At 69.6% G+C, this 19,585-nt stretch carries 14 protein-coding genes and 1 tRNA gene; 2 read left to right on the forward strand and 13 right to left on the reverse strand.

The features are described from left to right. Positions 1-140 precede the first annotated feature (140 nt). From ACIOGZ_RS14785 to ACIOGZ_RS14840, 12 genes are all read right to left on the reverse strand, one after another. Positions 141-4,034, reverse strand: a complete 3,894-nt coding sequence (locus ACIOGZ_RS14785) for a DNA-directed RNA polymerase subunit beta' (protein WP_350877062.1) — start codon at positions 4,032-4,034, stop codon at positions 141-143. A gap of 98 nt (positions 4,035-4,132) precedes the next feature. Further along, positions 4,133-7,609 carry a DNA-directed RNA polymerase subunit beta gene (gene rpoB, locus ACIOGZ_RS14790; protein ID WP_350877059.1) on the reverse strand — a complete coding sequence of 1,159 codons (3,477 nt, stop codon included), beginning with the start codon at positions 7,607-7,609 and terminating at the stop codon, positions 4,133-4,135. A gap of 722 nt (positions 7,610-8,331) precedes the next feature. Further along, a complete protein-coding gene (rplL, locus tag ACIOGZ_RS14795) occupies positions 8,332-8,715 on the reverse strand; it encodes a 50S ribosomal protein L7/L12 (RefSeq protein WP_208869184.1) in 384 nt (127 codons plus the stop codon). A gap of 84 nt (positions 8,716-8,799) precedes the next feature. Next, positions 8,800-9,363 (reverse strand): 50S ribosomal protein L10, encoded by a 564-nt coding sequence (gene rplJ / locus ACIOGZ_RS14800; RefSeq protein ID WP_063348937.1) that lies wholly within the window; start codon positions 9,361-9,363, stop codon positions 8,800-8,802. Positions 9,364-9,729: 366 nt separating this feature from the next. After that, the gene (locus tag ACIOGZ_RS14805) at positions 9,730-10,593 is read right to left on the reverse strand and encodes a hypothetical protein (protein WP_363580063.1); all 864 of its coding nucleotides are present in this window, start codon (positions 10,591-10,593) and stop codon (positions 9,730-9,732) included. A gap of 267 nt (positions 10,594-10,860) precedes the next feature. Then, entirely contained in the window at positions 10,861-11,673 is an 813-nt protein-coding gene (locus ACIOGZ_RS14810) for a hypothetical protein (protein WP_363580061.1), read from the reverse strand. A 111-nt stretch (positions 11,674-11,784) separates the two neighbouring features. Then, positions 11,785-12,570, reverse strand: coding sequence for a hypothetical protein (locus tag ACIOGZ_RS14815; protein WP_363580059.1), 786 nt, complete (start codon positions 12,568-12,570; stop codon positions 11,785-11,787). A 171-nt stretch (positions 12,571-12,741) separates the two neighbouring features. Beyond that, positions 12,742-13,464, reverse strand: coding sequence for a 50S ribosomal protein L1 (rplA, locus tag ACIOGZ_RS14820; RefSeq protein ID WP_363580057.1), 723 nt, complete (start codon positions 13,462-13,464; stop codon positions 12,742-12,744). A 77-nt stretch (positions 13,465-13,541) separates the two neighbouring features. Beyond that, entirely contained in the window at positions 13,542-13,976 is a 435-nt protein-coding gene (rplK, locus tag ACIOGZ_RS14825) for a 50S ribosomal protein L11 (protein WP_063348931.1), read from the reverse strand. A gap of 165 nt (positions 13,977-14,141) precedes the next feature. Continuing rightward, positions 14,142-15,029 carry a transcription termination/antitermination protein NusG gene (nusG, locus tag ACIOGZ_RS14830; protein ID WP_363580055.1) on the reverse strand — a complete coding sequence of 296 codons (888 nt, stop codon included), beginning with the start codon at positions 15,027-15,029 and terminating at the stop codon, positions 14,142-14,144. Positions 15,030-15,241: 212 nt separating this feature from the next. Next, positions 15,242-15,601 (reverse strand): preprotein translocase subunit SecE, encoded by a 360-nt coding sequence (gene secE / locus ACIOGZ_RS14835; RefSeq protein WP_350877047.1) that lies wholly within the window; start codon positions 15,599-15,601, stop codon positions 15,242-15,244. A gap of 147 nt (positions 15,602-15,748) precedes the next feature. Beyond that, positions 15,749-15,821, reverse strand: a tRNA-Trp gene (locus ACIOGZ_RS14840). Between the two features lie 284 nt (positions 15,822-16,105). Here ACIOGZ_RS14840 and ACIOGZ_RS14845 point away from each other — a divergent pair. Then, positions 16,106-17,353, forward strand: coding sequence for a pyridoxal phosphate-dependent aminotransferase (locus tag ACIOGZ_RS14845; protein ID WP_363580053.1), 1,248 nt, complete (start codon positions 16,106-16,108; stop codon positions 17,351-17,353). Between the two features lie 128 nt (positions 17,354-17,481). After that, positions 17,482-18,516 carry an adenosine deaminase gene (locus tag ACIOGZ_RS14850; protein ID WP_350877043.1) on the forward strand — a complete coding sequence of 345 codons (1,035 nt, stop codon included), beginning with the start codon at positions 17,482-17,484 and terminating at the stop codon, positions 18,514-18,516. A gap of 21 nt (positions 18,517-18,537) precedes the next feature. Here the strand turns inward: ACIOGZ_RS14850 and ACIOGZ_RS14855 are convergent, their stop codons facing one another. Then, positions 18,538-19,581, reverse strand: a complete 1,044-nt coding sequence (locus ACIOGZ_RS14855; protein WP_400986095.1) for a UDP-N-acetylmuramate dehydrogenase — start codon at positions 19,579-19,581, stop codon at positions 18,538-18,540. Positions 19,582-19,585: the final 4 nt, after the last annotated feature.

A 19,585-nucleotide genomic window follows, 5' to 3' on the forward strand; every position in this document is an offset into this window, starting at 1 on the left:
GGGGAACCTAATCCGTGCCCCGCAGGGCCCCCGGCCCCCGGGCCCCGGGCCCTGGCCCCTGGCCCCTGGCCCCCGCAGCGGGAACGCCGCAGGGCGGCCACCCCGCGAGGGGTGACCGCCCTGACAGCCGAACGTCGGACTCAGCCGGTGTACGGGCCGTAGTCGTAGTCGTCCAGCGGGACCGCCTGGCCGGAGCCGGCGCCGAAGGGCGACAGGTCGTAGTCGTCGTAGCCGACGGCCGAGTACATCGCGGCCTTGGCCTCCTCGGTCGGCTCGACCCGGATGTTGCGGTAGCGGGGCAGACCCGTACCGGCCGGGATGAGCTTACCGAGGATGACGTTCTCCTTGAGGCCCAGCAGCGGGTCCGACTTGGCGTGGATCGCCGCGTCGGTGAGGACCCGGGTCGTCTCCTGGAAGGAGGCGGCCGACAGCCAGGACTCGGTGGCCAGCGAGGCCTTGGTGATACCCATCAGCTGCGGACGGCCGGAGGCGGGGTGACCGCCCTCGGCGACCACGCGACGGTTCTCGGTCTCGAAGCGGCCGCGCTCGACGAGCTCGCCCGGGAGGAGCTCGGCGTCGCCCGACTCGATGATCGTCACGCGGCGGAGCATCTGCCGGATGATGATCTCGATGTGCTTGTCGTGGATCGACACACCCTGCGAGTTGTAGACCTTCTGGACCTCGGCGACCAGGTGGATCTGGACGGCACGCTGGCCCATGATGCGCAGGACGTCGTGCGGGTTGGTGGCACCCATGGTCAGCTTCTGGCCGACCTCGACCGCCTCGCCCTCGCTGACCAGCAGCTTCACACGCTTGGAGACGGGGTAGGCGATCTCGTCGCTGCCGTCGTCCGGGGTGATGACGAGCTTGCGGGTCTTCTCGGTGTCCTCGATCCGCGCCCGGCCGGTGGCCTCCGAGATCGGGGCCACACCCTTGGGGGTACGGGCCTCGAAGAGCTCGACGACACGCGGCAGACCCTGGGTGATGTCGTCACCGGCCACACCACCGGTGTGGAAGGTACGCATCGTCAGCTGGGTACCGGGCTCACCGATGGACTGGGCAGCGATGATGCCGACCGCCTCACCGATGTCGACCAGCTTGCCGGTGGCCAGCGAACGCCCGTAGCAGAAGGCGCAGGTGCCGACGGCCGACTCGCAGGTCAGGATCGAGCGGGTCTTGACCTCGCCGATGCCGTGGCGGATCAGCTCGTCGATCAGCACGTCACCGAGGTCGGTGTTGGCGGTGGCAAGGAGCTTGCCGTCCACCGTGATGTCCTCGGCGAGCATGCGGGCGTACACGCTGGTCTCGACGTCGTCGGCCTTGCGCAGCACGCCGTCCGCACCGACGGTGCCGATCGCCAGCTTCAGGCCGCGCTCGGTACCGCAGTCCTCCTCGCGAATGATGACGTCCTGGGAGACGTCGACCAGACGACGGGTGAGGTAGCCGGAGTCGGCGGTACGGAGGGCGGTGTCCGCCAGACCCTTACGGGCACCGTGGGTGGAGATGAAGTACTCCAGCACGGTGAGACCCTCACGGAACGACGCCTTGATGGGTCGCGGGATGGTCTCGTTCTTGGCGTTCGACACCAGACCACGCATACCGGCGATCTGGCGCATCTGCATCATGTTTCCACGAGCACCCGAGTCGACCATCATGAAGATGGGGTTCGTCTTCGGGAAGTTCTCGTTCATGGCCTCGGCGACCTCGTTGGTCGCCTGGGTCCAGATGCCGATGAGCTCCTGCTTGCGCTCGTCGTTGGTGATCAGGCCGCGCTCGTACTGACGCTGGACCTTCTCCGCCTTCGCCTCGTAGCCCTCGAGGATCTGGGGCTTGTTCGGCGGGACGACGACGTCGGAGATCGAGACGGTGACACCCGAGCGGGTCGACCAGTGGAAACCGGCCGCCTTCAGGTTGTCCAGGGTCGCCGCGACGACGACCTTGGGGTAGCGCTCCGCCAGGTCGTTGACGATCGCGGAGAGCTGCTTCTTGCCCACCTCGTAGTCGACGAACGGGTAGTCCTCGGGCAGCAGCTCGTTGAAGAGCGCGCGGCCCAGGGTGGTGGTCAGGCGGAACGGCTCGCCGTCGAACCAGGCCGTCTGGCCCTCCTCGTCCACCGGCGGGGTCCAGCCGCGCGGCGGGACGGTGCCGGCCGGCAGGCGCAGCTCGATCGGGGCCTGGACGTCCAGCTCGCGGGCGTCGAAGGCCATGACGGCCTCGGCGGTCGAGGAGAAGGAACGGCCACCGCCCTTCACCGTCTCCCGGTCCGAGGTCAGGAAGAACAGACCGAGCACCATGTCCTGGGTCGGCATGGTGACGGGGCGACCGTCGGCCGGCTTCAGGATGTTGTTCGAGGACAGCATCAGGATGCGGGCCTCGGCCTGCGCCTCCGCGGAGAGCGGCAGGTGGACGGCCATCTGGTCACCGTCGAAGTCCGCGTTGAACGCGGTGCAGACGAGCGGGTGGATCTGGATGGCCTTGCCCTCGACCAGCTGGGGCTCGAAGGCCTGGATGCCGAGGCGGTGCAGGGTGGGCGCACGGTTCAGCAGGACGGGGTGCTCGGCGATGACCTCTTCGAGCACGTCCCACACGACCGGGCGGGCACGCTCGACCATGCGCTTGGCCGACTTGATGTTCTGCGCGTGGTTCAGGTCGACCAGGCGCTTCATCACGAACGGCTTGAAGAGCTCCAGCGCCATGGCCTTGGGCAGACCGCACTGGTGCAGCTTGAGCTGCGGGCCGACGACGATGACCGAACGGGCCGAGTAGTCGACGCGCTTGCCGAGCAGGTTCTGGCGGAAACGACCCTGCTTGCCCTTCAGCATGTCGCTGAGGGACTTCAGCGGGCGGTTGCCCGGGCCGGTGACCGGACGGCCGCGACGGCCGTTGTCGAACAGGGCGTCGACGGCCTCCTGGAGCATGCGCTTCTCGTTGTTCACGATGATCTCGGGCGCGCCGAGGTCGAGAAGCCGCTTCAGGCGGTTGTTGCGGTTGATCACGCGGCGGTACAGGTCGTTCAGGTCGGAGGTCGCGAAGCGGCCACCGTCCAGCTGCACCATCGGACGCAGGTCCGGCGGGATGACCGGGACGCAGTCCAGCACCATGCCGTTGGGCTTGTTGGTGGTCTGCAGGAACGCGGAGACGACCTTGAGGCGCTTCAGCGCACGGGTCTTCTTCTGGCCCTTGCCGGTGCGGATGATCTCGCGCAGGCGCTCGGACTCCTCCGCCAGGTCGAAGGTCTCGAGGCGGTCCTTGAGGGCCGCCGCGCCCATCGAGCCGGAGAAGTAGGTGCCGAAGCGGTCGCGCAGCTCGCGGTAGAGCAGCTCGTCGCCCTCGAGGTCCTGGACCTTGAGGTTCTTGAAGCGGGCCCACACCTCGTCGAGGCGGTCGAGCTCGCGCTGCGCGCGGTCGCGCAGCTGCTTCATCTCGCGCTCGGCGCCCTCGCGCACCTTGCGGCGCACGTCGGCCTTGGCGCCCTCGGCCTCCAGCTCGGCCAGGTCGGTCTCGGCCTTCTTGGCACGGGCCTCGAGGTCGGAGTCGCGGCGGTTCTCGATCTGCTGGCGCTCGACCGAGACGTGCGCCTCCAGGGACGGCAGGTCGCGCTGGCGGCGCTCGTCGTCGACCCAGGTGATCATGTAGGCGGCGAAGTAGATGACCTTCTCGAGGTCCTTCGGCGCCAGGTCGAGCAGGTAGCCCAGGCGGGACGGCACGCCCTTGAAGTACCAGATGTGGGTGACCGGGGCGGCCAGCTCGATGTGGCCCATCCGCTCACGGCGCACCTTGGCGCGGGTCACCTCGACGCCGCAGCGCTCACAGATGATGCCCTTGAAGCGGACGCGCTTGTACTTACCGCAGTAGCACTCCCAGTCCCGGGTGGGGCCGAAGATCTTCTCGCAGAAGAGTCCGTCCTTTTCGGGCTTCAGGGTGCGGTAGTTGATGGTCTCCGGCTTCTTGACCTCGCCGTGCGACCACTGGCGGATGTCGTCGGCGGTGGCCAGGCCGATGCGGAGCTCGTCGAAGAAGTTGACGTCAAGCACTGGTCGTCAAGCCCTCTTTCGTAAGTCGAGAGTCGTTCATGTGGTCTGAGGGGGGCCTGGGGGCGGGCCGGCTGCTCGGGCAGCCGGCCCAACCTCCGTCAGACCTCTTCGACGCTGCTCGGCTCGCGCCGGGACAGGTCAATGCCGAGCTCCTCGGCGGCGCGGAACACGTCCTCGTCGGAGTCCCGCATCTCGATGGACTGGCCGTCCGAGGACAGCACCTCCACGTTGAGGCAGAGCGACTGCATTTCCTTGATGAGGACCTTGAAGGACTCGGGAATGCCGGGCTCGGGGATGTTCTCGCCCTTGACGATGGCCTCGTAGACCTTCACGCGGCCGAGGACGTCGTCGGACTTGATGGTGAGCAGCTCCTGCAGCGCGTAAGCAGCGCCGTACGCCTCAAGGGCCCACACCTCCATCTCACCGAAGCGCTGACCACCGAACTGCGCCTTACCACCGAGCGGCTGCTGGGTGATCATCGAGTACGGACCGGTCGAACGGGCGTGCAGCTTGTCGTCGACCAGGTGGTGCAGCTTGAGGATGTACATGTAGCCGACCGAGACCGGCATCGGGAACGGCTCGCCGGAGCGGCCGTCGAACAGCCGGGCCTTGCCGGTGGAGTTCACCAGGCGCTCACCGTCACGGGTGAGGGTGGTGTTGTCCAGCAGGCCGGTGATCTCGTCCTCGCGGGCGCCGTCGAAGACCGGGGTGGCGAGGTTGGTGCCGCCCTGGACGGTGTCGGCGCCGATCGCCTGGAGGCGCTGGGCCCACTCGTCGGCGAGGCCGGAGACGTCCCAGCCCTGCTTGGCGAGCCACCCGAGGTGGATCTCCAGGACCTGTCCCGGGTTCATTCGGGACGGGACGCCCAGCGGGTTGAGGATGATGTCGACCGGGGTGCCGTCCTCCAGGAACGGCATGTCCTCGACCGGCAGGATCTTCGAGATGACGCCCTTGTTGCCGTGACGGCCGGCGAGCTTGTCACCGTTGGTGATCTTGCGCTTCTGGGCCACGTAGACGCGGACCAGCTGGTTCACGCCCGGGGGCAGCTCGTCGCCCTCTTCGCGGTCGAAGACGCGGACGCCGATGACCTTGCCGGACTCACCGTGCGGCACCTTCAGCGAGGTGTCGCGGACCTCACGGGCCTTCTCACCGAAGATCGCGCGGAGCAGGCGCTCCTCCGGGGTCAGCTCGGTCTCGCCCTTGGGCGTGACCTTGCCGACCAGGATGTCGCCGGTGACGACGTCGGCGCCGATGCGGATGATGCCGCGCTCGTCGAGGTCGGCGAGGACCTCCTCGGAGACGTTCGGGATGTCCCGGGTGATCTCCTCGGGGCCGAGCTTGGTGTCACGGGCGTCGACCTCGTGCTCCTCGATGTGGATCGAGGAGAGGACGTCGTCCTGCACGAGGCGCTGCGACAGGATGATCGCGTCCTCGTAGTTGTGACCCTCCCACGACATGAACGCCACGAGCAGGTTCTTGCCGAGGGCCATCTCGCCCTCGTCGGTGCACGGGCCGTCGGCCAGCACCTGGCCGGACTCGACCCGGGCGCCCTCGTCCACGAGCACCTTCTGGTTGAAGGCGGTGCCCTGGTTGGAGCGGGTGAACTTGGCGGCGCGGTACGTGGTGTACGTGCCGTCGTCGTTGGCGACGGTGACGTAGTCGGCCGAGACCTCCTGGACGACACCGGCCTTCTCGGCGGTGATGACGTCCGCGGCGTCGACGGCGCAGCGGTACTCCATGCCGGTACCGACCAGCGGAGCCTCGCTCTTCAGCAGCGGCACCGCCTGGCGCATCATGTTCGAGCCCATGAGCGCGCGGTTGGCGTCGTCGTGCTCGAGGAACGGGATCATGGCGGTCGCGACCGACACCATCTGGCGCGGCGAGACGTCCATGTAGTCGATCTCGGTGCCCGGGATGTAGTCGATCTCGCCGCCACGGCGGCGGACCAGGACACGCGGCTCGGCGAAGGTCAGCTCCGTCGTCAGCGGGGCGTTGGCCTGCGCGATGACGTAGCGGTCCTCCTCGTCGGCCGTGAGGTAGTCGACCTGCTCCGTGACGACACCCTCGATGACCTTGCGGTACGGGGTCTCGATGAAGCCGAAGGCGTTGACCCGGCCGTACGAGGCCAGCGACCCGATCAGACCGATGTTCGGGCCTTCGGGGGTCTCGATCGGACACATGCGCCCGTAGTGCGAGGGGTGCACGTCACGGACCTCGAAGCCGGCGCGCTCACGGGAGAGACCACCGGGGCCGAGGGCGGACAGACGGCGCTTGTGGGTCAGGCCCGACAGCGGGTTCGTCTGGTCCATGAACTGCGACAGCTGGCTGGTGCCGAAGAACTCCTTGATGGAGGCGACGACCGGCCGGATGTTGATCAGGGTCTGCGGCGTGATCGCCTCGACGTCCTGGGTGGTCATGCGCTCGCGCACGACGCGCTCCATACGGGCGAGACCCGTACGGACCTGGTTCTGGATGAGCTCGCCGACGTTACGCAGGCGACGGTTGCCGAAGTGGTCGATGTCGTCGACCTCGACCACGATGTCGCGACCGGTCTGGTCGTTCCACTCGGTCTCACCGGCGTGCAGCTTCACCAGGTACTTGATCGCACCGATGATGTCGGGCTCGGTGAGCACGCCGGAGTCCAGCGACTCGGCGTTGCCCAGCTTCCGGTTGACCTTGTAGCGGCCCACCTTGGCGAGGTCGTAGCGCTTCGGGTTGAAGTACAGGTTCTCCAGAAGCGTCTGCGCGGCCTCGCGCGTCGGCGGCTCGCCAGGACGCAGCTTGCGGTAGATGTCCAGCAGCGCGTCGTCCTGGCCCTGGGTGTGGTCCTTCTCCAGGGTGTTGCGCATGGACTCGTACTCGCCGAACTCCTCGAGAATCATCTCGTTGGTCCAGCCGAGCGCCTTGAGCAGCACGGTGACGGACTGCTTGCGCTTACGGTCGATGCGGACGCCGACCATGTCGCGCTTGTCGATCTCCATCTCCAGCCAGGCACCACGCGAGGGGATGACCTTGCAGGAGTAGATGTCCTTGTCGGACACCTTGTCCAGGGTGGAGTCGAAGTACACGCCCGGGGAGCGGACCAGCTGCGACACGACGACACGCTCGGTGCCGTTGATCACGAACGTGCCCTTGTGGGTCATGAGCGGGAAGTCGCCCATGAAGACCGTCTGAGACTTGATCTCACCGGTCTCGTTGTTGGTGAACTCGGCCGTGACGAAGAGCGGAGCCGCGAACGTGAAGTCGCGGTCCTTGCACTCGTCAATCGAGTTCTTCGGCGGCTCGAAACGGTGGTCGCGGAAGGTCAGCGACATCGACCCACTGAAGTCCTCGATCGGGGAGATCTCCTCGAAGATCTCCTCCAGACCGGACTTGGTGGGGACGTCCTGACCGTTCTCCAACGCCGCCTCGACCCGGGACTTCCAGGCCGCATTGCCGAGCAGCCAGTCAAAGCTCTCGGTCTGCAGGGCCAGGAGGTTGGGGACCTCGAGGGGCTCCTTGATCTTCGCGAAGGAGACGCGGAGCGGGGCGGTGGATGCGGCGGAATTGTTCGAGGCGTTGCGCGGCGCGGCCAAGAGGGGGGTCCTTCCGAGGGCTCGGAGCTCACTACGCGCGTACCAGCCGGGCCTTCACGGGCTTGGTCCCGCCTCCCTCGCCACTGGCCTCCGCCGGGATCGAGATCCCAGGTCAGAGCCGCTTTGCGGAGGCGATGCCAGACCCCTTCAGGGCAACGCAGACTCCGGGCGACGAGTCACGGAGCAGCTAACAGGCAGCGCAAAGGGACAGTGTAGCCAAAGGGCACACTGCTGTCCAGCTCTGATTCGGAAACCGAATCGGAGACTCCTCCCGGTAGCCGGCGGACGCGAACGCCCACCGGGTACTGCACCGGCCCGGGCACTGCCCGGGCCCCATAACTCACGTGGAGTCATTTCCCGCCTGAGCCACTGGTTATGCATCCAGGGGCAAACCAACCGGGCGGACTCGCGCCTTGAGAATCGCGCGCCTCGCCGGGTTCGTCAAGGGCCCGCAGGCGGTGCGGACCTCGACCCGTCCATCGGCCGGACGCCCCCCGGCGTTACAGAAGCCGTGGTGGGGGCCACAGTCGATGACGGTGATCACCATACCCGTCCGCACCGACGCTGCCGAGTGGGCTCTCGGCCACACCGGCACATCCCGGCCGCGGACCGGCCCCGGGGCCGTCCCAGGGCCGCTCAGGGCCGGAAACGCGAAAAAGCCGGGCCGACCACCCACAAGGGTGATCGGCCCGGCTTCAGGCCCCCTCAGAGGGGGCGAGAAGTCACTTGACGGTGACCTTGGCGCCGGCGCCCTCGAGGGCGGCCTTGGCCTTCTCGGCAACGTCCTTGGCAACCTTCTCCAGGACCTTGGCACCAGCGGTGTCAACGAGGTCCTTGGCCTCCTTCAGGCCGAGGGAGGTCAGGGTGCGCACCTCCTTGATGACCTGGATCTTCTTGTCGCCGGCACCATCGAGGATGACGTCGAACTCGTCCTGCTCCTCGACGGCCTCAACGGCGGCCGGGCCACCGGCGGCGGCAACGGCGACCGGGGCGGCGGCGGTGACGTCGAACTTCTCCTCGAAGGCCTTCACGAAGCCAGCGAGCTCGATGAGGGTGAGGTCCTCGAACTGCGCGAGCAGCTCGTCCTGGGACAGCTTCGCCATGATGGCGTCCTTCCACTAAATCGGCAGGTGATGCCGTATGTACGGGTGGGGCGGGCACGGGCCCGCAGCGAGGCGTGAGCCTGCCGATTACTCGGCGGCGGCGTCCTCGGCGGCGGGAGCCGGCGTACCGGCACCGCCCTGCTCGACCTTGTCGCGCAGCGCGTCCACAGTGCGGACGAGCTTCGACGGCAGGGCCTGGAAGAGCGCGGCAGCCTGGGACTGCTTGGCCTTCAGGGCACCCGCCAGCTTGGCGAGCAGCACCTCGCGGGACTCGAGGTCCGCGAGCTTCTTGATCTCATCGGCGGACAGCGCCTTACCGTCAAGGACACCGCCCTTGATGATGAGAGCGGGGTTCTCCTTGGCGAAGTCACGCAGAGCCTTCGCCGACTCCACCGGGTCACCGGTGACGAAGGCGACAGCCGTCGGACCGTTGAACAGGTCGTCGAGCTCCGAAATCCCGGCCTCGTTGGCCGCGATCTTGGTCAGCGTGTTCTTCACCACGGCGTACTCGGCGTTCTCGCCGAGCGAGCGACGCAGGGTCTTGACCTGCTTCACCGAGAGACCGCGGTACTCGGTCAGCAGCGCCGCGGAGGAGCCACGGAACTTGTCCGTGATCTCGGCGACGGCAGCAGCCTTGTCGGGCCTTGCCATAGGCTTACGCCTCCTTCCGTGATGTCGAAATCCGGCCGACCGCGAAAGTCGACCATTCACGCCTCGAACCAACCGGACGGAAGGAAAGCCTGCGGAAAAGCAGATGAGCCCCGGTGCGCAGGGCGCACGGGGCTCGAAACGACCTCAACGGATGTTCGCGCGAACGCGGACCCGGAAGTCGAAGCTCCAGACACACCTGCGCGGGCTGCCTGCGACGAAGCGCAGATCCTTCGGCCACCGAATCCCTCGCGAGAACGGTGACAACCAGCGGTCTTTGGCTTCGGTAACAGTAACCGGACTCGGCCGTCCGGGGCAAATCGCCTCTGAACGGCCGATCCCCGCCGGGCCGGCCGCGCCGGACGGGGCTCAGCGGGCCAGTGGGGAGACCGTCCGGGGCCCGGTGTCCACGGTGTCCGCCTCGGCCGGGGCCTGCACCGAGAGCAGGGCGCCGGCGAAGTCGGAGTAGAGGATCGAGTCGTCCGCCCGGCCGCTGTCACCGCTGCCGGTGCGCTGGAGCCGGACCAGCTGGTCCTTGTCGTTGAGCCAGAGGTCCACGGTGAGCGAGATCGAGCCGCCGGGGGCCAGCGCGGCCCGCAGGCCGTCCCGGCGGGCCTGGGTCAGCTGGGTCTGGGCGGCGGCGTAGCGCTCGGCGGTGGTGGTGATCCGGTAGTGCTCGACCGTCGAGTCGTCGAACTTCTCCTCACCCACGAACCGCGGGTCCACCCCGTCGGCGGTGGCGGCGGCCAGCGCCTCGACCGGGTTCAGCAGGTCGATCAGCCCCGCGTACGGGACCTCCCGGTGGCCGTCCGGGTCCGGCGGGACGGAGAAGCGCTCCCAGTGCCGGCCGCCCTGGCGAGCCGCGGTGGCGGCGTCACCGCCCTGGTAGGCGACGGTGTCCACGACGATCAGCTGCTCGGCGTCGGCCGGGGTGGAGCGCTTGATCTGGAGCGCCGTCTTGGGCTGCCAGAACAGCGGCCCGGCCCCGGCGTCCGCTCCCAGCCGGTAGCTGACCTTGGCCCGGCGGGCGGTCTGCATGGCCAGCTGGGCGGAGACCAGGACGCCGTGCGGCGAGCGGTCGCTGGGCTTGGCCGCCTCGGTCGACGAGGAACTGGTCGGGGTCGGGCTGCCGGAGGGCACGGCCGGCGTGCCGCCACCCCCGCCGCATCCGGCCAGCCCGCTCGCCAGCAGGACGACCGCGGCCAGCGCCGCCAACCGCCGTCGTCCCGCCATCGTCTGGTCCCCTCTCGCCCGGGCGCCGCGTCGGCGGCTTTCGTTCCGGCCACCTTGCCACCCTGCCCCGGATCAGCCGGTGGCGCCCCCCTTGCCCAGCTTCGCCAGCTCGGCCAGTTCCACCGTGTCGGCCGCCTCCGGCACCGCAGCGGTGACCGGCGTGCCGTAGTCCGAGTGGAGGACGGTGGACTTGCCGTTCTGCGCCCCGGGGGTCAGCCGTTCGGTACGGAGGGAGCCGTGTCGGCTCCGGTGCGCGGGCTCGGCGGATCAGCCGAGCAGTTTGAGGAGATCGGTCTCGCTGCCGAGGTCGGTGGCGGCGGGGGCGTCGATCTTCGCGGCCTTGCCGAGGTCCGCGTACTTGACGGTGACGGCGTCGTGCTCGCCGTTCTTGTCGCCGTACTCCTGGTACTGGACGAGTTCCTGCCGGCCGTTGAGCCAGAAGTCGATGGTGAGGGTCCTGCCGTCCTCTTCCAGGGACTTCTGGACGGCCGTGCGCTGGTCGGCCGTGAGCGCCGGCATGCCGGCCACCATGGCGGAGGCCTCCTCGACCACCCGCAGGTGGGTGACCTGGACGCCGTCGAGGCTCTCCTGGCCGACCTTGGCGGGCTTGCCGCTCTGCGCGGCGAGCCCGAGCTGGGCGACCGGGTTGAGCAGCTGGCTCATCAGCAGGACGCCGTCGCCGAGTTCGTTCGAGGCGGGCAGCTTGATCCAGTGCTTGCCGCCCATGGCGGCGGCCTCGGTGTCGCCGCCGCCGAGGTAGCCGTCGGTGCCGATCACCCGGAACCGGATCTTCTTGGTCTCCACCTCGCCCGTCAGGTCGACGGCCGTCCGGTTCGGGTCCTTCCAGTCGGCGTCGCCGCTGCCCGCGGTGTGGGTCGAGCCGTCCGGGGAGACCATGGTGACCTTGCCGTTGCCGGCCTTCTGCATCACCAGGGCGGAGGCGGCCAGCGCGGCCTTGGGGTCTCCGGCCGGCGCCGCGTCGCCGCTCTTGGCGTCGCCGCCCTTGCTGCCGCAGGCGGTGGCGGCACCGAGCAGCACGGCCGCGGTGACGACGGTCGAGGCGAGGCGCGCAGCGCGCATGGAGTCCCCCGTGAGATCCGAACGATCCGATGAAGAACCGATTTTCGGCTTCTTCTCACGCGGACTCTAACGGATCGCCAGATGTCCCACGCGCCGGACAGCCCCCTCCCGTCACCCGGCTTCGACAGGGGGCGCGTCGCCTTCTCCGGGGGTCGAGACATCCGTCGTGGTCACCGTGGTGCCGTCGCTCCCCCGGGCCGTCTCACGCAGTCTCAGCAGCCGCTCGCCGGGCCCGACCCAGACGTCGTAACCGATCGCCGTCACCCCCCGCCGGCGGTACCAGTCGACCACCGCAGCGAGTCGCGCGGGGGTCAACTCCTGGTCCGCGCCGAAGTATTCGGCCACCGGCGTGGTGCCCTGGTAGTGCGCCACGGTCGTCCCGGCCAGCTGTTCGCCGCCGAGCGAGCCGAGCTTCCCGGTCTGCGCGATCTCGTACGCGCGGCTGCCCGGGTTGGTGACCAGGGCGGTCATCCAGCCACCCGCGTAGCCGCCCGGGCCGGTGGTCGCCCGCGGATCGAGCGACTCGGCGCCGTCCCGGTCCGCGTGCTTGGGCGGGGCGCCCTGGTAGCTGAGGTCGAGTGCACCGTCCCTCAGAGTCAGCTGCCCGGTGCCCTGCTCGTCGGTGACGGTCAGGGCGCCCTCGTCCCGGGTGCCCCAGGTCAGGGTGCCGCTCGCGGTGCGGCGGCCGGCCGGGCCCTCCTCGACCACGTCGATCCGGGCGCCGCCGGCGTCGTCCAGCGCCTGGGCGGCGGCGAGCACCACCTGGCGGGGCGGTACGGGCGCGGGATCGCCGTCGGGGGTGCGGGTTCCCGGGGCGGCCAGCAGGCTGCACCCGGTGGTGGCACCGATCAGCAGCAGGGTGGCCACCGCGACGGCGGGGCGAAGGGTGGGCGGCACGGCACGCTCCGACGGTCACACGTTCTGCACATGATCTGACCGGCAGAGCGTACGACGCTTCGGGCAACCGTTCCCATCCACCCCCGTCCCGATCCGGAAACGACTGCGGGCCCGCACCCCCGGTGAAGGGGGTACGGGCCCGCAGTACGGACTGCTTCAGAGCCGATCGGCTCAGACCGCGGCCGGGTCCTCTTCGACGAAGAGGTTGCGGGTGCGGTTCGGGTCCACGGGGATGCCGGGGCCGATCGTGGTGCTGATGGCGGTCTTCTTGATGTAGCGGCCCTTGGCGGCGGACGGCTTGGCGCGGAGCACCTCGTCCAGCGCGGCGGCGTAGTTCTCGACCAGCTGCTCGTCGGTGAAGGAGGCCTTACCGATGATGAAGTGCAGGTTCGAGTGCTTGTCGACGCGGAACTCGATCTTGCCGCCCTTGATGTCGTTGACAGCCTTGGCGACATCCGGGGTCACGGTGCCGGTCTTCGGGTTCGGCATCAGACCACGGGGACCGAGCACGCGGCCGAGGCGGCCGACCTTGCCCATGAGGTCCGGGGTGGCGACGACGGCGTCGAAGTCCAGACGGCCCTTGGCGACCTCGTCGATCAGCTCGTCGGAGCCGACGATGTCGGCGCCCGCAGCACGCGCGGCCTCGGCACGGTCACCGGTCGCGAAGACCAGGACCCGAGCGGTCTTACCGGTGCCGTGCGGGAGGATCACGGTGCTGCGGACCATCTGGTCGGCCTTGCGCGGGTCGACGCCCAGACGCATGGCGACCTCGACGGTGCCGTCGAACTTGGTGGTGCTGGTGGCCTTGGCGAGGCGGATGGCCTCGAGGGGGGCGTAGAGGCGGTCGCGGTCGACCTGAGCGTCCGCGGCCTTCAGAGCCTTGCTGCGCTTCACTGCTGCTCCTGAATGGTGATGGGAGTCGTGGTATCACGGGCCTGCGCAGGCCCTACCACAGGGACGAAAAGAGCTGGTCAGCCCTCGACGGTGATGCCCATCGACCGGGCGGTGCCGGCGATGATCTTCTCCGCCGCGTCCAGGTCGTTGGCGTTCAGGTCGGGCATCTTGGTGGTGGCGATGTCGCGGACCTGGGCGCTGGTGAGCTTGGCGACCTTGGTCTTGTGCGGCTCGCTGGAGCCCTTGTCCACACCGGCGGCCTTCAGGATGAGGCGCGCGGCCGGCGGCGTCTTCGTGATGAAGGTGAAGGAACGGTCGTCGTAGACCGTGATCTCCACCGGCACGATCATGCCGCGCTGCGACTCGGTCGCAGCGTTGTAGGCCTTGCAGAACTCCATGATGTTGACGCCGTGCTGGCCCAGCGCGGGGCCGACCGGCGGCGCCGGGTTGGCCGCACCGGCGTTGATCTGGAGCTTGATAAGCCCCGTGACCTTCTTCTTCTTGGGAGGCATGTCTCTCCGGGTCCTTCCGAGAGGTGAGTGCTGGTGTGTGCGGAACCGGGGCGACACCCGGCCGCCAACACACACATCGAACCAGGCTAACGCCTTAGCGCCGCTGGACCAAAACGGATCCGGGGCAGGGCCCTCGGCCCCGCCCCGGATCCGAAGACCGTGGGACTAGTTCTTCTGGATCTGGTCGAAGGAGAGCTCGACCGGGGTCTCCCGGCCGAAGATCTCGACCAGGCCCTTGACCTTCTTCGAGTCGGGGTTGATCTCGTTGATGGTCGCCTGCAGCGTCGCGAACGGACCGTCGGTGACGGTGACCGAGTCGCCGACCTCGAAGTCCAGCACCTGGATCTCGCTCGGCTTGATCGGCGAGGGCTTGCCGGCATCCTTGGCCGCCTGGCGCTCGACGTCCGGGGCGAGCATCTTGACGACCTCGTCCAGGGTCAGCGGGTACGGGTCGTAGGCGTTGCCGACGAAGCCGGTGACACCGGGGGTGTTGCGCACGACGCCCCAGGACTCGGGGGTGAGGTCCATGCGCACCAGGACGTAGCCGGGGAGCTTGTTCTGGCGGATGGTCTTGCGGTCGCCGTTCTTGATCTGGACGACCTCCTCCTGCGGCACCTCGGCCTGGAAGATGTACTCCTCGACGTTCAGCGAGACGGCGCGCTGCTCCAGGTTCTGCTTCACCCGGTTCTCGTAGCCGGCGTAGGTGTGGATCACGTACCACTCGCCCGGCATGAAGCGCAGGTCCTCGCGGAACTTGGCGACCGGGTCGACCTCGACGGCCTCCTCAGCCTCGGCCTCCTCGGCGTCGGCGTCGGCCTCGGTCTCCTCGGCGGCGGGCTCCACGTCGTCCTCCACGTGCAGCGCCGCCTCCTCGGCGGGCTCGCCGGCCTCGGCCTCGTCGTGCGCGTCGACCTCGTCCTCGTCGCCGTCCACGGCGTCAACGATCTGCTCGGCGGACTCGGCTTCGTCAGCCAGCTCGGCCGCGTCCAGCTCGGCGGCGACATCCGCCTCGCGGACGGTCTCGTCGGCGTCGTACAGGGGGGACTCAGACACGGTGGCTGCTTCTTTCCTGGAGATGGTGAAGGTGGCGCGCTCCGGGGCCGGCTCCGGCGGGCTGCCGCTCGCGCGGGCGCCAGGAGAGGACTCGGAGACTTCAACAGTACCGAGTCCACGGTAGCGGCCTCGTACGTCCGGCGCAGACAGCACGACCCGGGCCGATGATTCGGCCCGGGTCGGGAGACTGCTACGGAGGTGGGACGGCCAGGTCAGCCGAAGACCAGGAGGCTCAGCTTGGAGAGGCCGTAGTCGAGGCCGGCCACGAAGCCCATCACGACCACCACGAACACGACGACGACGGTCGTGTACTGGGTGAGCTCGCTGCGGGTGGGCCAGACGACCTTGCGCAGTTCGGCGATGATCTGGCGGTAGAACAGGCCGATTCGGGCGAACGGGCCCATCTTGCCGCGCTTGCCGGACTTCTTGTCACCGGCGCGGGCGGCGCGCTTGCGCTCGCGGCGCGAGAGCGACTTCTCCTCGCCCTCGGCGGGCGTGGTGTCGGCAGCGCCGTCGGCCCCCTCGGGGTTGCCGCTCTCAGGCGTTGCGGTGGAGCCCGTGGTCTCCGTCACTCGTCCTCACCTGAATCCGGGTCCGGCCGAGCGGCTCGCGCCCGATGGGGCACGAACGGCCGGCTACAAGCGGTGCTGATTCGGCGCCCTCTCCGCATCAAGCCCGCTCGCTCTGTGGAGCGAACGGGCTGAAAACGGATCAAGCAGCAGGGCAAGAGGGACTTGAACCCCCAACCGCCGGTTTTGGAGACCGGTGCTCTACCAATTGAGCTATTGCCCTACGGGGTCTCGCGACTCCGTAGCGACCAACCTACCGCATCTCCCCCGGCTGTCTGCACAGCTGGTGAAGCTCCGGTTCTTTTTCGGCGGGCCGTCGAGCAGTGAGCATACGTGGTCGAGGGGTGTTTGGTCGAACCTCTTCTTCCGGGAGCACCGGTTGTCCGGCATATGTCCGGCATGCCCGCATGATCACCGGCGGATCGGCGGGCGCCGCCATGTGGACGGTCCGGTACGGATGGTGAAACCGCGATGCCCGGTCCGTCCCGGTTCTGCGACGATGCAGGCATGAGCGCTTCCACCCCGCAGCCCGACCGTTCCATCCGCCCCGCCGACCGCCGGGTCTCCGCCCGGGTCGGCGCGATCGCCGAGTCCGCGACCCTCGCCGTGGACGCCAAGGCCAAGGCCCTCAAGGCGGCCGGCCGTCCGGTGATCGGCTTCGGAGCCGGCGAGCCCGACTTCCCCACCCCGGACTACATCGTCGAGGCGGCCGTCGAGGCCTGCCGCGACCCGAAGAACCACCGCTACACCCCGGCGGGTGGCCTGCCCGAGCTGAAGTCCGCGATCGCCGCCAAGACGCTGCGCGACTCCGGCTACGAGGTGGACGCCTCCCAGGTGCTGGTCACCAACGGCGGCAAGCAGGCGATCTACGAGGCGTTCGCCGCGATCCTGGACCCGGGCGACGAGGTCATCGTCCCGGCCCCGTACTGGACCACCTACCCGGAGTCGGTCCAGCTCGCCGGCGGCGTCCCGGTGGAGGTCGTGACCGACGAGACCACCGGTTACAAGGTCTCGGTCGAGCAGCTGGAGGCCGCCCGCACCGAGAACACCAAGGTGGTGCTCTTCGTCTCGCCGTCCAACCCGACCGGCGCGGTGTACACCGAGGCCGAGGCCGAGGCGATCGGCCGCTGGGCGCTGGAGCACGGCCTCTGGGTGCTCACCGACGAGATCTACGAGCACCTGGTGTACGGCGACGCCTCCTTCACCTCGCTGCCGGCCCTGCTGCCCGAGCTGGCCGACAAGTGCGTCGTGGTCAACGGCGTCGCCAAGACCTACGCGATGACCGGCTGGCGGGTGGGCTGGGTGATCGGCCCCAAGGACGTCATCAAGGCCGCGACCAACCTGCAGTCGCACGCCACCTCGAACGTCTCCAACGTCGCCCAGCGCGCCGCGATCGCCGCCGTCAGCGGCGACCTGGCCGCGGTGCACGAGATGCGCACCGCCTTCGACCGCCGCCGCAAGACCATCGTGCGGATGCTCAACGAGATCGAGGGCGTGTACTGCCCCGAGCCGGAGGGCGCGTTCTACGTGTACCCGTCCGTCAAGGGCCTGCTGGGCAAGGAGATCCGCGGCCGGCGCCCGGAGAGCTCCGGCGAGCTGGCGTCGCTGATCCTGGACGAGGCCGAGGTCGCGGCCGTCCCGGGCGAGGCCTTCGGCACCCCCGGCTACCTGCGGTTCTCCTACGCGCTCGGCGACGCCGACCTGGCCGAGGGCATCGGCCGGCTGCAGAAGCTGCTCGGCGAGGCCCGCGACTGACACCCGTCGGCGCCCGCTGACGCCCGCTGACACCCGCGCTTCACGTCGGGTACCGCCCTCTTTCACCCCTTCGGGGGACGGAAGGAGGGCGGTTCCCGTTTGGGGGTCCGATGCGGCAGTATCGGCGAATGGAACGCCTGTTGAATCCGCGAGACGTCAGGGACCTCCCGAAGGCCCACCTGCACCTGCACTTCACCGGCTCGATGCGGCCCGCCACCCTGCTGGAGCTGGCCGACAAGCACGGCGTCCGACTGCCGGAGGCGCTCAGCTCCGGCGAGCCGCCGCGACTGCGGGCCACCGACGAACGCGGCTGGTTCCGCTTCCAGCGCCTGTACGACACCGCCCGCTCGGTGCTGCGGGACGAGGAGGACATCCGCCGGCTGGTCCTGGAGACCGCCCAGGACGAGCGGCGGGACGGCTCCCGCTGGCTGGAGATCCAGGTCGACCCGACCTCGTACGCGCCCCGGCTGGGCGGGCTGATCCCCGCGCTGGAGCTGATCCTGGACGCCGTGGAGCACGCCGCCACGGCCACCGGGGTGGGCATCCGGGTGCTGGTCGCGGCGAACCGGATGAAGTCCCCGATGGACGCCCGGACGCTGGCCCGGCTCGCCGTCCGGTACGCCGACCAGGGCGTGGTCGGCTTCGGCCTCTCCAACGACGAGCGGCGCGGCCTCGCCCGGGACTTCGACCGGGCCTTCGAGATCGCCCGCAAGGGCGGGCTGCTGGCCGCCCCGCACGGCGGCGAGCTGGCCGGGCCCGAATCCGTCCGGGACTGCCTGGACGACCTGGGCGCCGGCCGGATCGGCCACGGCGTCCGCGCCGCCGAGGACCCCCGGCTGATGGAACGGCTGGCGGACCGCCAGATCACCTGCGAGGTCTGCCCGTCCTCGAACGTCTCGCTCGGCGTCTACGAGCGACCCGAGGACGTCCCGCTGCGGCGGCTGTTCGACGCCGGCGTGCCGCTGGCCCTGGGCGCGGACGACCCGCTGCTGTTCGGCAGCCGGCTGGCCGCCCAGTACGACCTGGCCCGCGACGTCCTCGGCTTCGGCGACGCCGAACTCGCCGAGCTGGCGCGGCAGTCCGTCCGCGGCTCGCGCGCGCCGGAGGCCGTCCGCAAGGAGCTGCTGGCGGACATCGACACCTGGCTGGTCAGCGGCACCTGAGGCGTGCCCTGTGGACCGGGCCTAGAGCTTGACGCCGATCATCACCGGCTCGTTCACCAGCTCGACCCCGAAGGCCTCGCGGACGCCGTCCCGGATCTCCCGGGCCAGCGCCAGCAGGTCCTCGGCGGTGGCCGCGCCGCGGTTGGTGAGCGCCAGGGTGTGCTTGGTGGAGAGCGTCGCCGGGCCGCTGCCGTAGCCCTTGCCGAAGCCGGCCCGGTCGATCAGCCAGGCGGCCGAGGTCTTGGTGCAGCCCTCCGGCGCCGGGTAGGCGGGGGCGTTCTCGGTGCCCGGGCGGGTCCGGAAGGACTCGTACTGGGCGGCGGTGAGCACCGGGTTGGTGAAGAAGGAGCCGGCCGACCAGGTGTCGTGGTCCGCCGGGTCCAGCACCATGCCCTTGCCGGAGCGCAGCCCCAGCACCGCGTCGTGCGCCCGCTCCAGCGGCACCCGCTCGCCCTGCTCGACGCCGAAGTGCCTGGCCACCTCGGCGTACTTGACCGGAGTGGAGAGCCCCGCGTGGTCGGCCAGGGCGAACCGCACCCGCAGCACCACGTAGCGGTCCGGCTCGGCCTTGAAACGGCTGTGCCGGTAGGAGAACGCGCACTCGGCGTTGGGGAGCGTGACCACCTCGCCGGCCGTGCGGTCGTAGGCGACCACCTCGGTGATCGACTGGGCGACCTCCTGGCCGTACGCGCCGACGTTCTGCACCGGGGTGGCACCGGCCGAGCCGGGGATGCCGGCCAGGAACTCGACGCCCGCCAGGCCGTGCTCGCGCACCGCGCGGGCGACCGCCTCCGACCAGACCTCGCCGGCCGCCAGCTCCAGCACGGTGCCGTCCAGGGCGAAGCCGGTGGTCGCGATCCGCAGCACGGTGCCGGGGAAGCCGGCGTCGCCGATCACCAGGTTGGAGCCGCCGCCGAGGACCAGCAGCGGCTCGCCGGCCTCGTCGGCCGCGCGGACGGCGGCGATCACCTCGTCGTCGGTGTGGGCGGTCACCAGGCGGCGGGCCGGGCCGCCGAGCCGGAGCGTGGTCAGCGGGGCGAGGGGGGCGTCGTTTTCTACCAGCACGCCC

Origin of the sequence: Kitasatospora sp. NPDC088160, from assembly GCF_044741445.1 — a bacterium.
Classification (GTDB): Bacteria; Actinomycetota; Actinomycetes; order Streptomycetales; family Streptomycetaceae; genus Kitasatospora.

Bases quoted from the DNA above. Each gene is read 5' to 3' on its own strand.
- ACIOGZ_RS14810 (WP_363580061.1), bottom strand. From the start codon at position 11,673: ATGCGCGCTGCGCGCCTCGCCTCGACCGTCGTCACCGCGGCCGTGCTG.
- ACIOGZ_RS14845 (WP_363580053.1), top strand. From the start codon at position 16,106: ATGAGCGCTTCCACCCCGCAGCCCGACCGTTCCATCCGCCCCGCCGAC.
- rplK (WP_063348931.1), bottom strand. From the start codon at position 13,976: ATGCCTCCCAAGAAGAAGAAGGTCACGGGGCTTATCAAGCTCCAGATC.
- ACIOGZ_RS14850 (WP_350877043.1), top strand. From the start codon at position 17,482: ATGGAACGCCTGTTGAATCCGCGAGACGTCAGGGACCTCCCGAAGGCC.
- ACIOGZ_RS14805 (WP_363580063.1), bottom strand. From the start codon at position 10,593: ATGGCGGGACGACGGCGGTTGGCGGCGCTGGCCGCGGTCGTCCTGCTG.
- rplJ (WP_063348937.1), bottom strand. From the start codon at position 9,363: ATGGCAAGGCCCGACAAGGCTGCTGCCGTCGCCGAGATCACGGACAAG.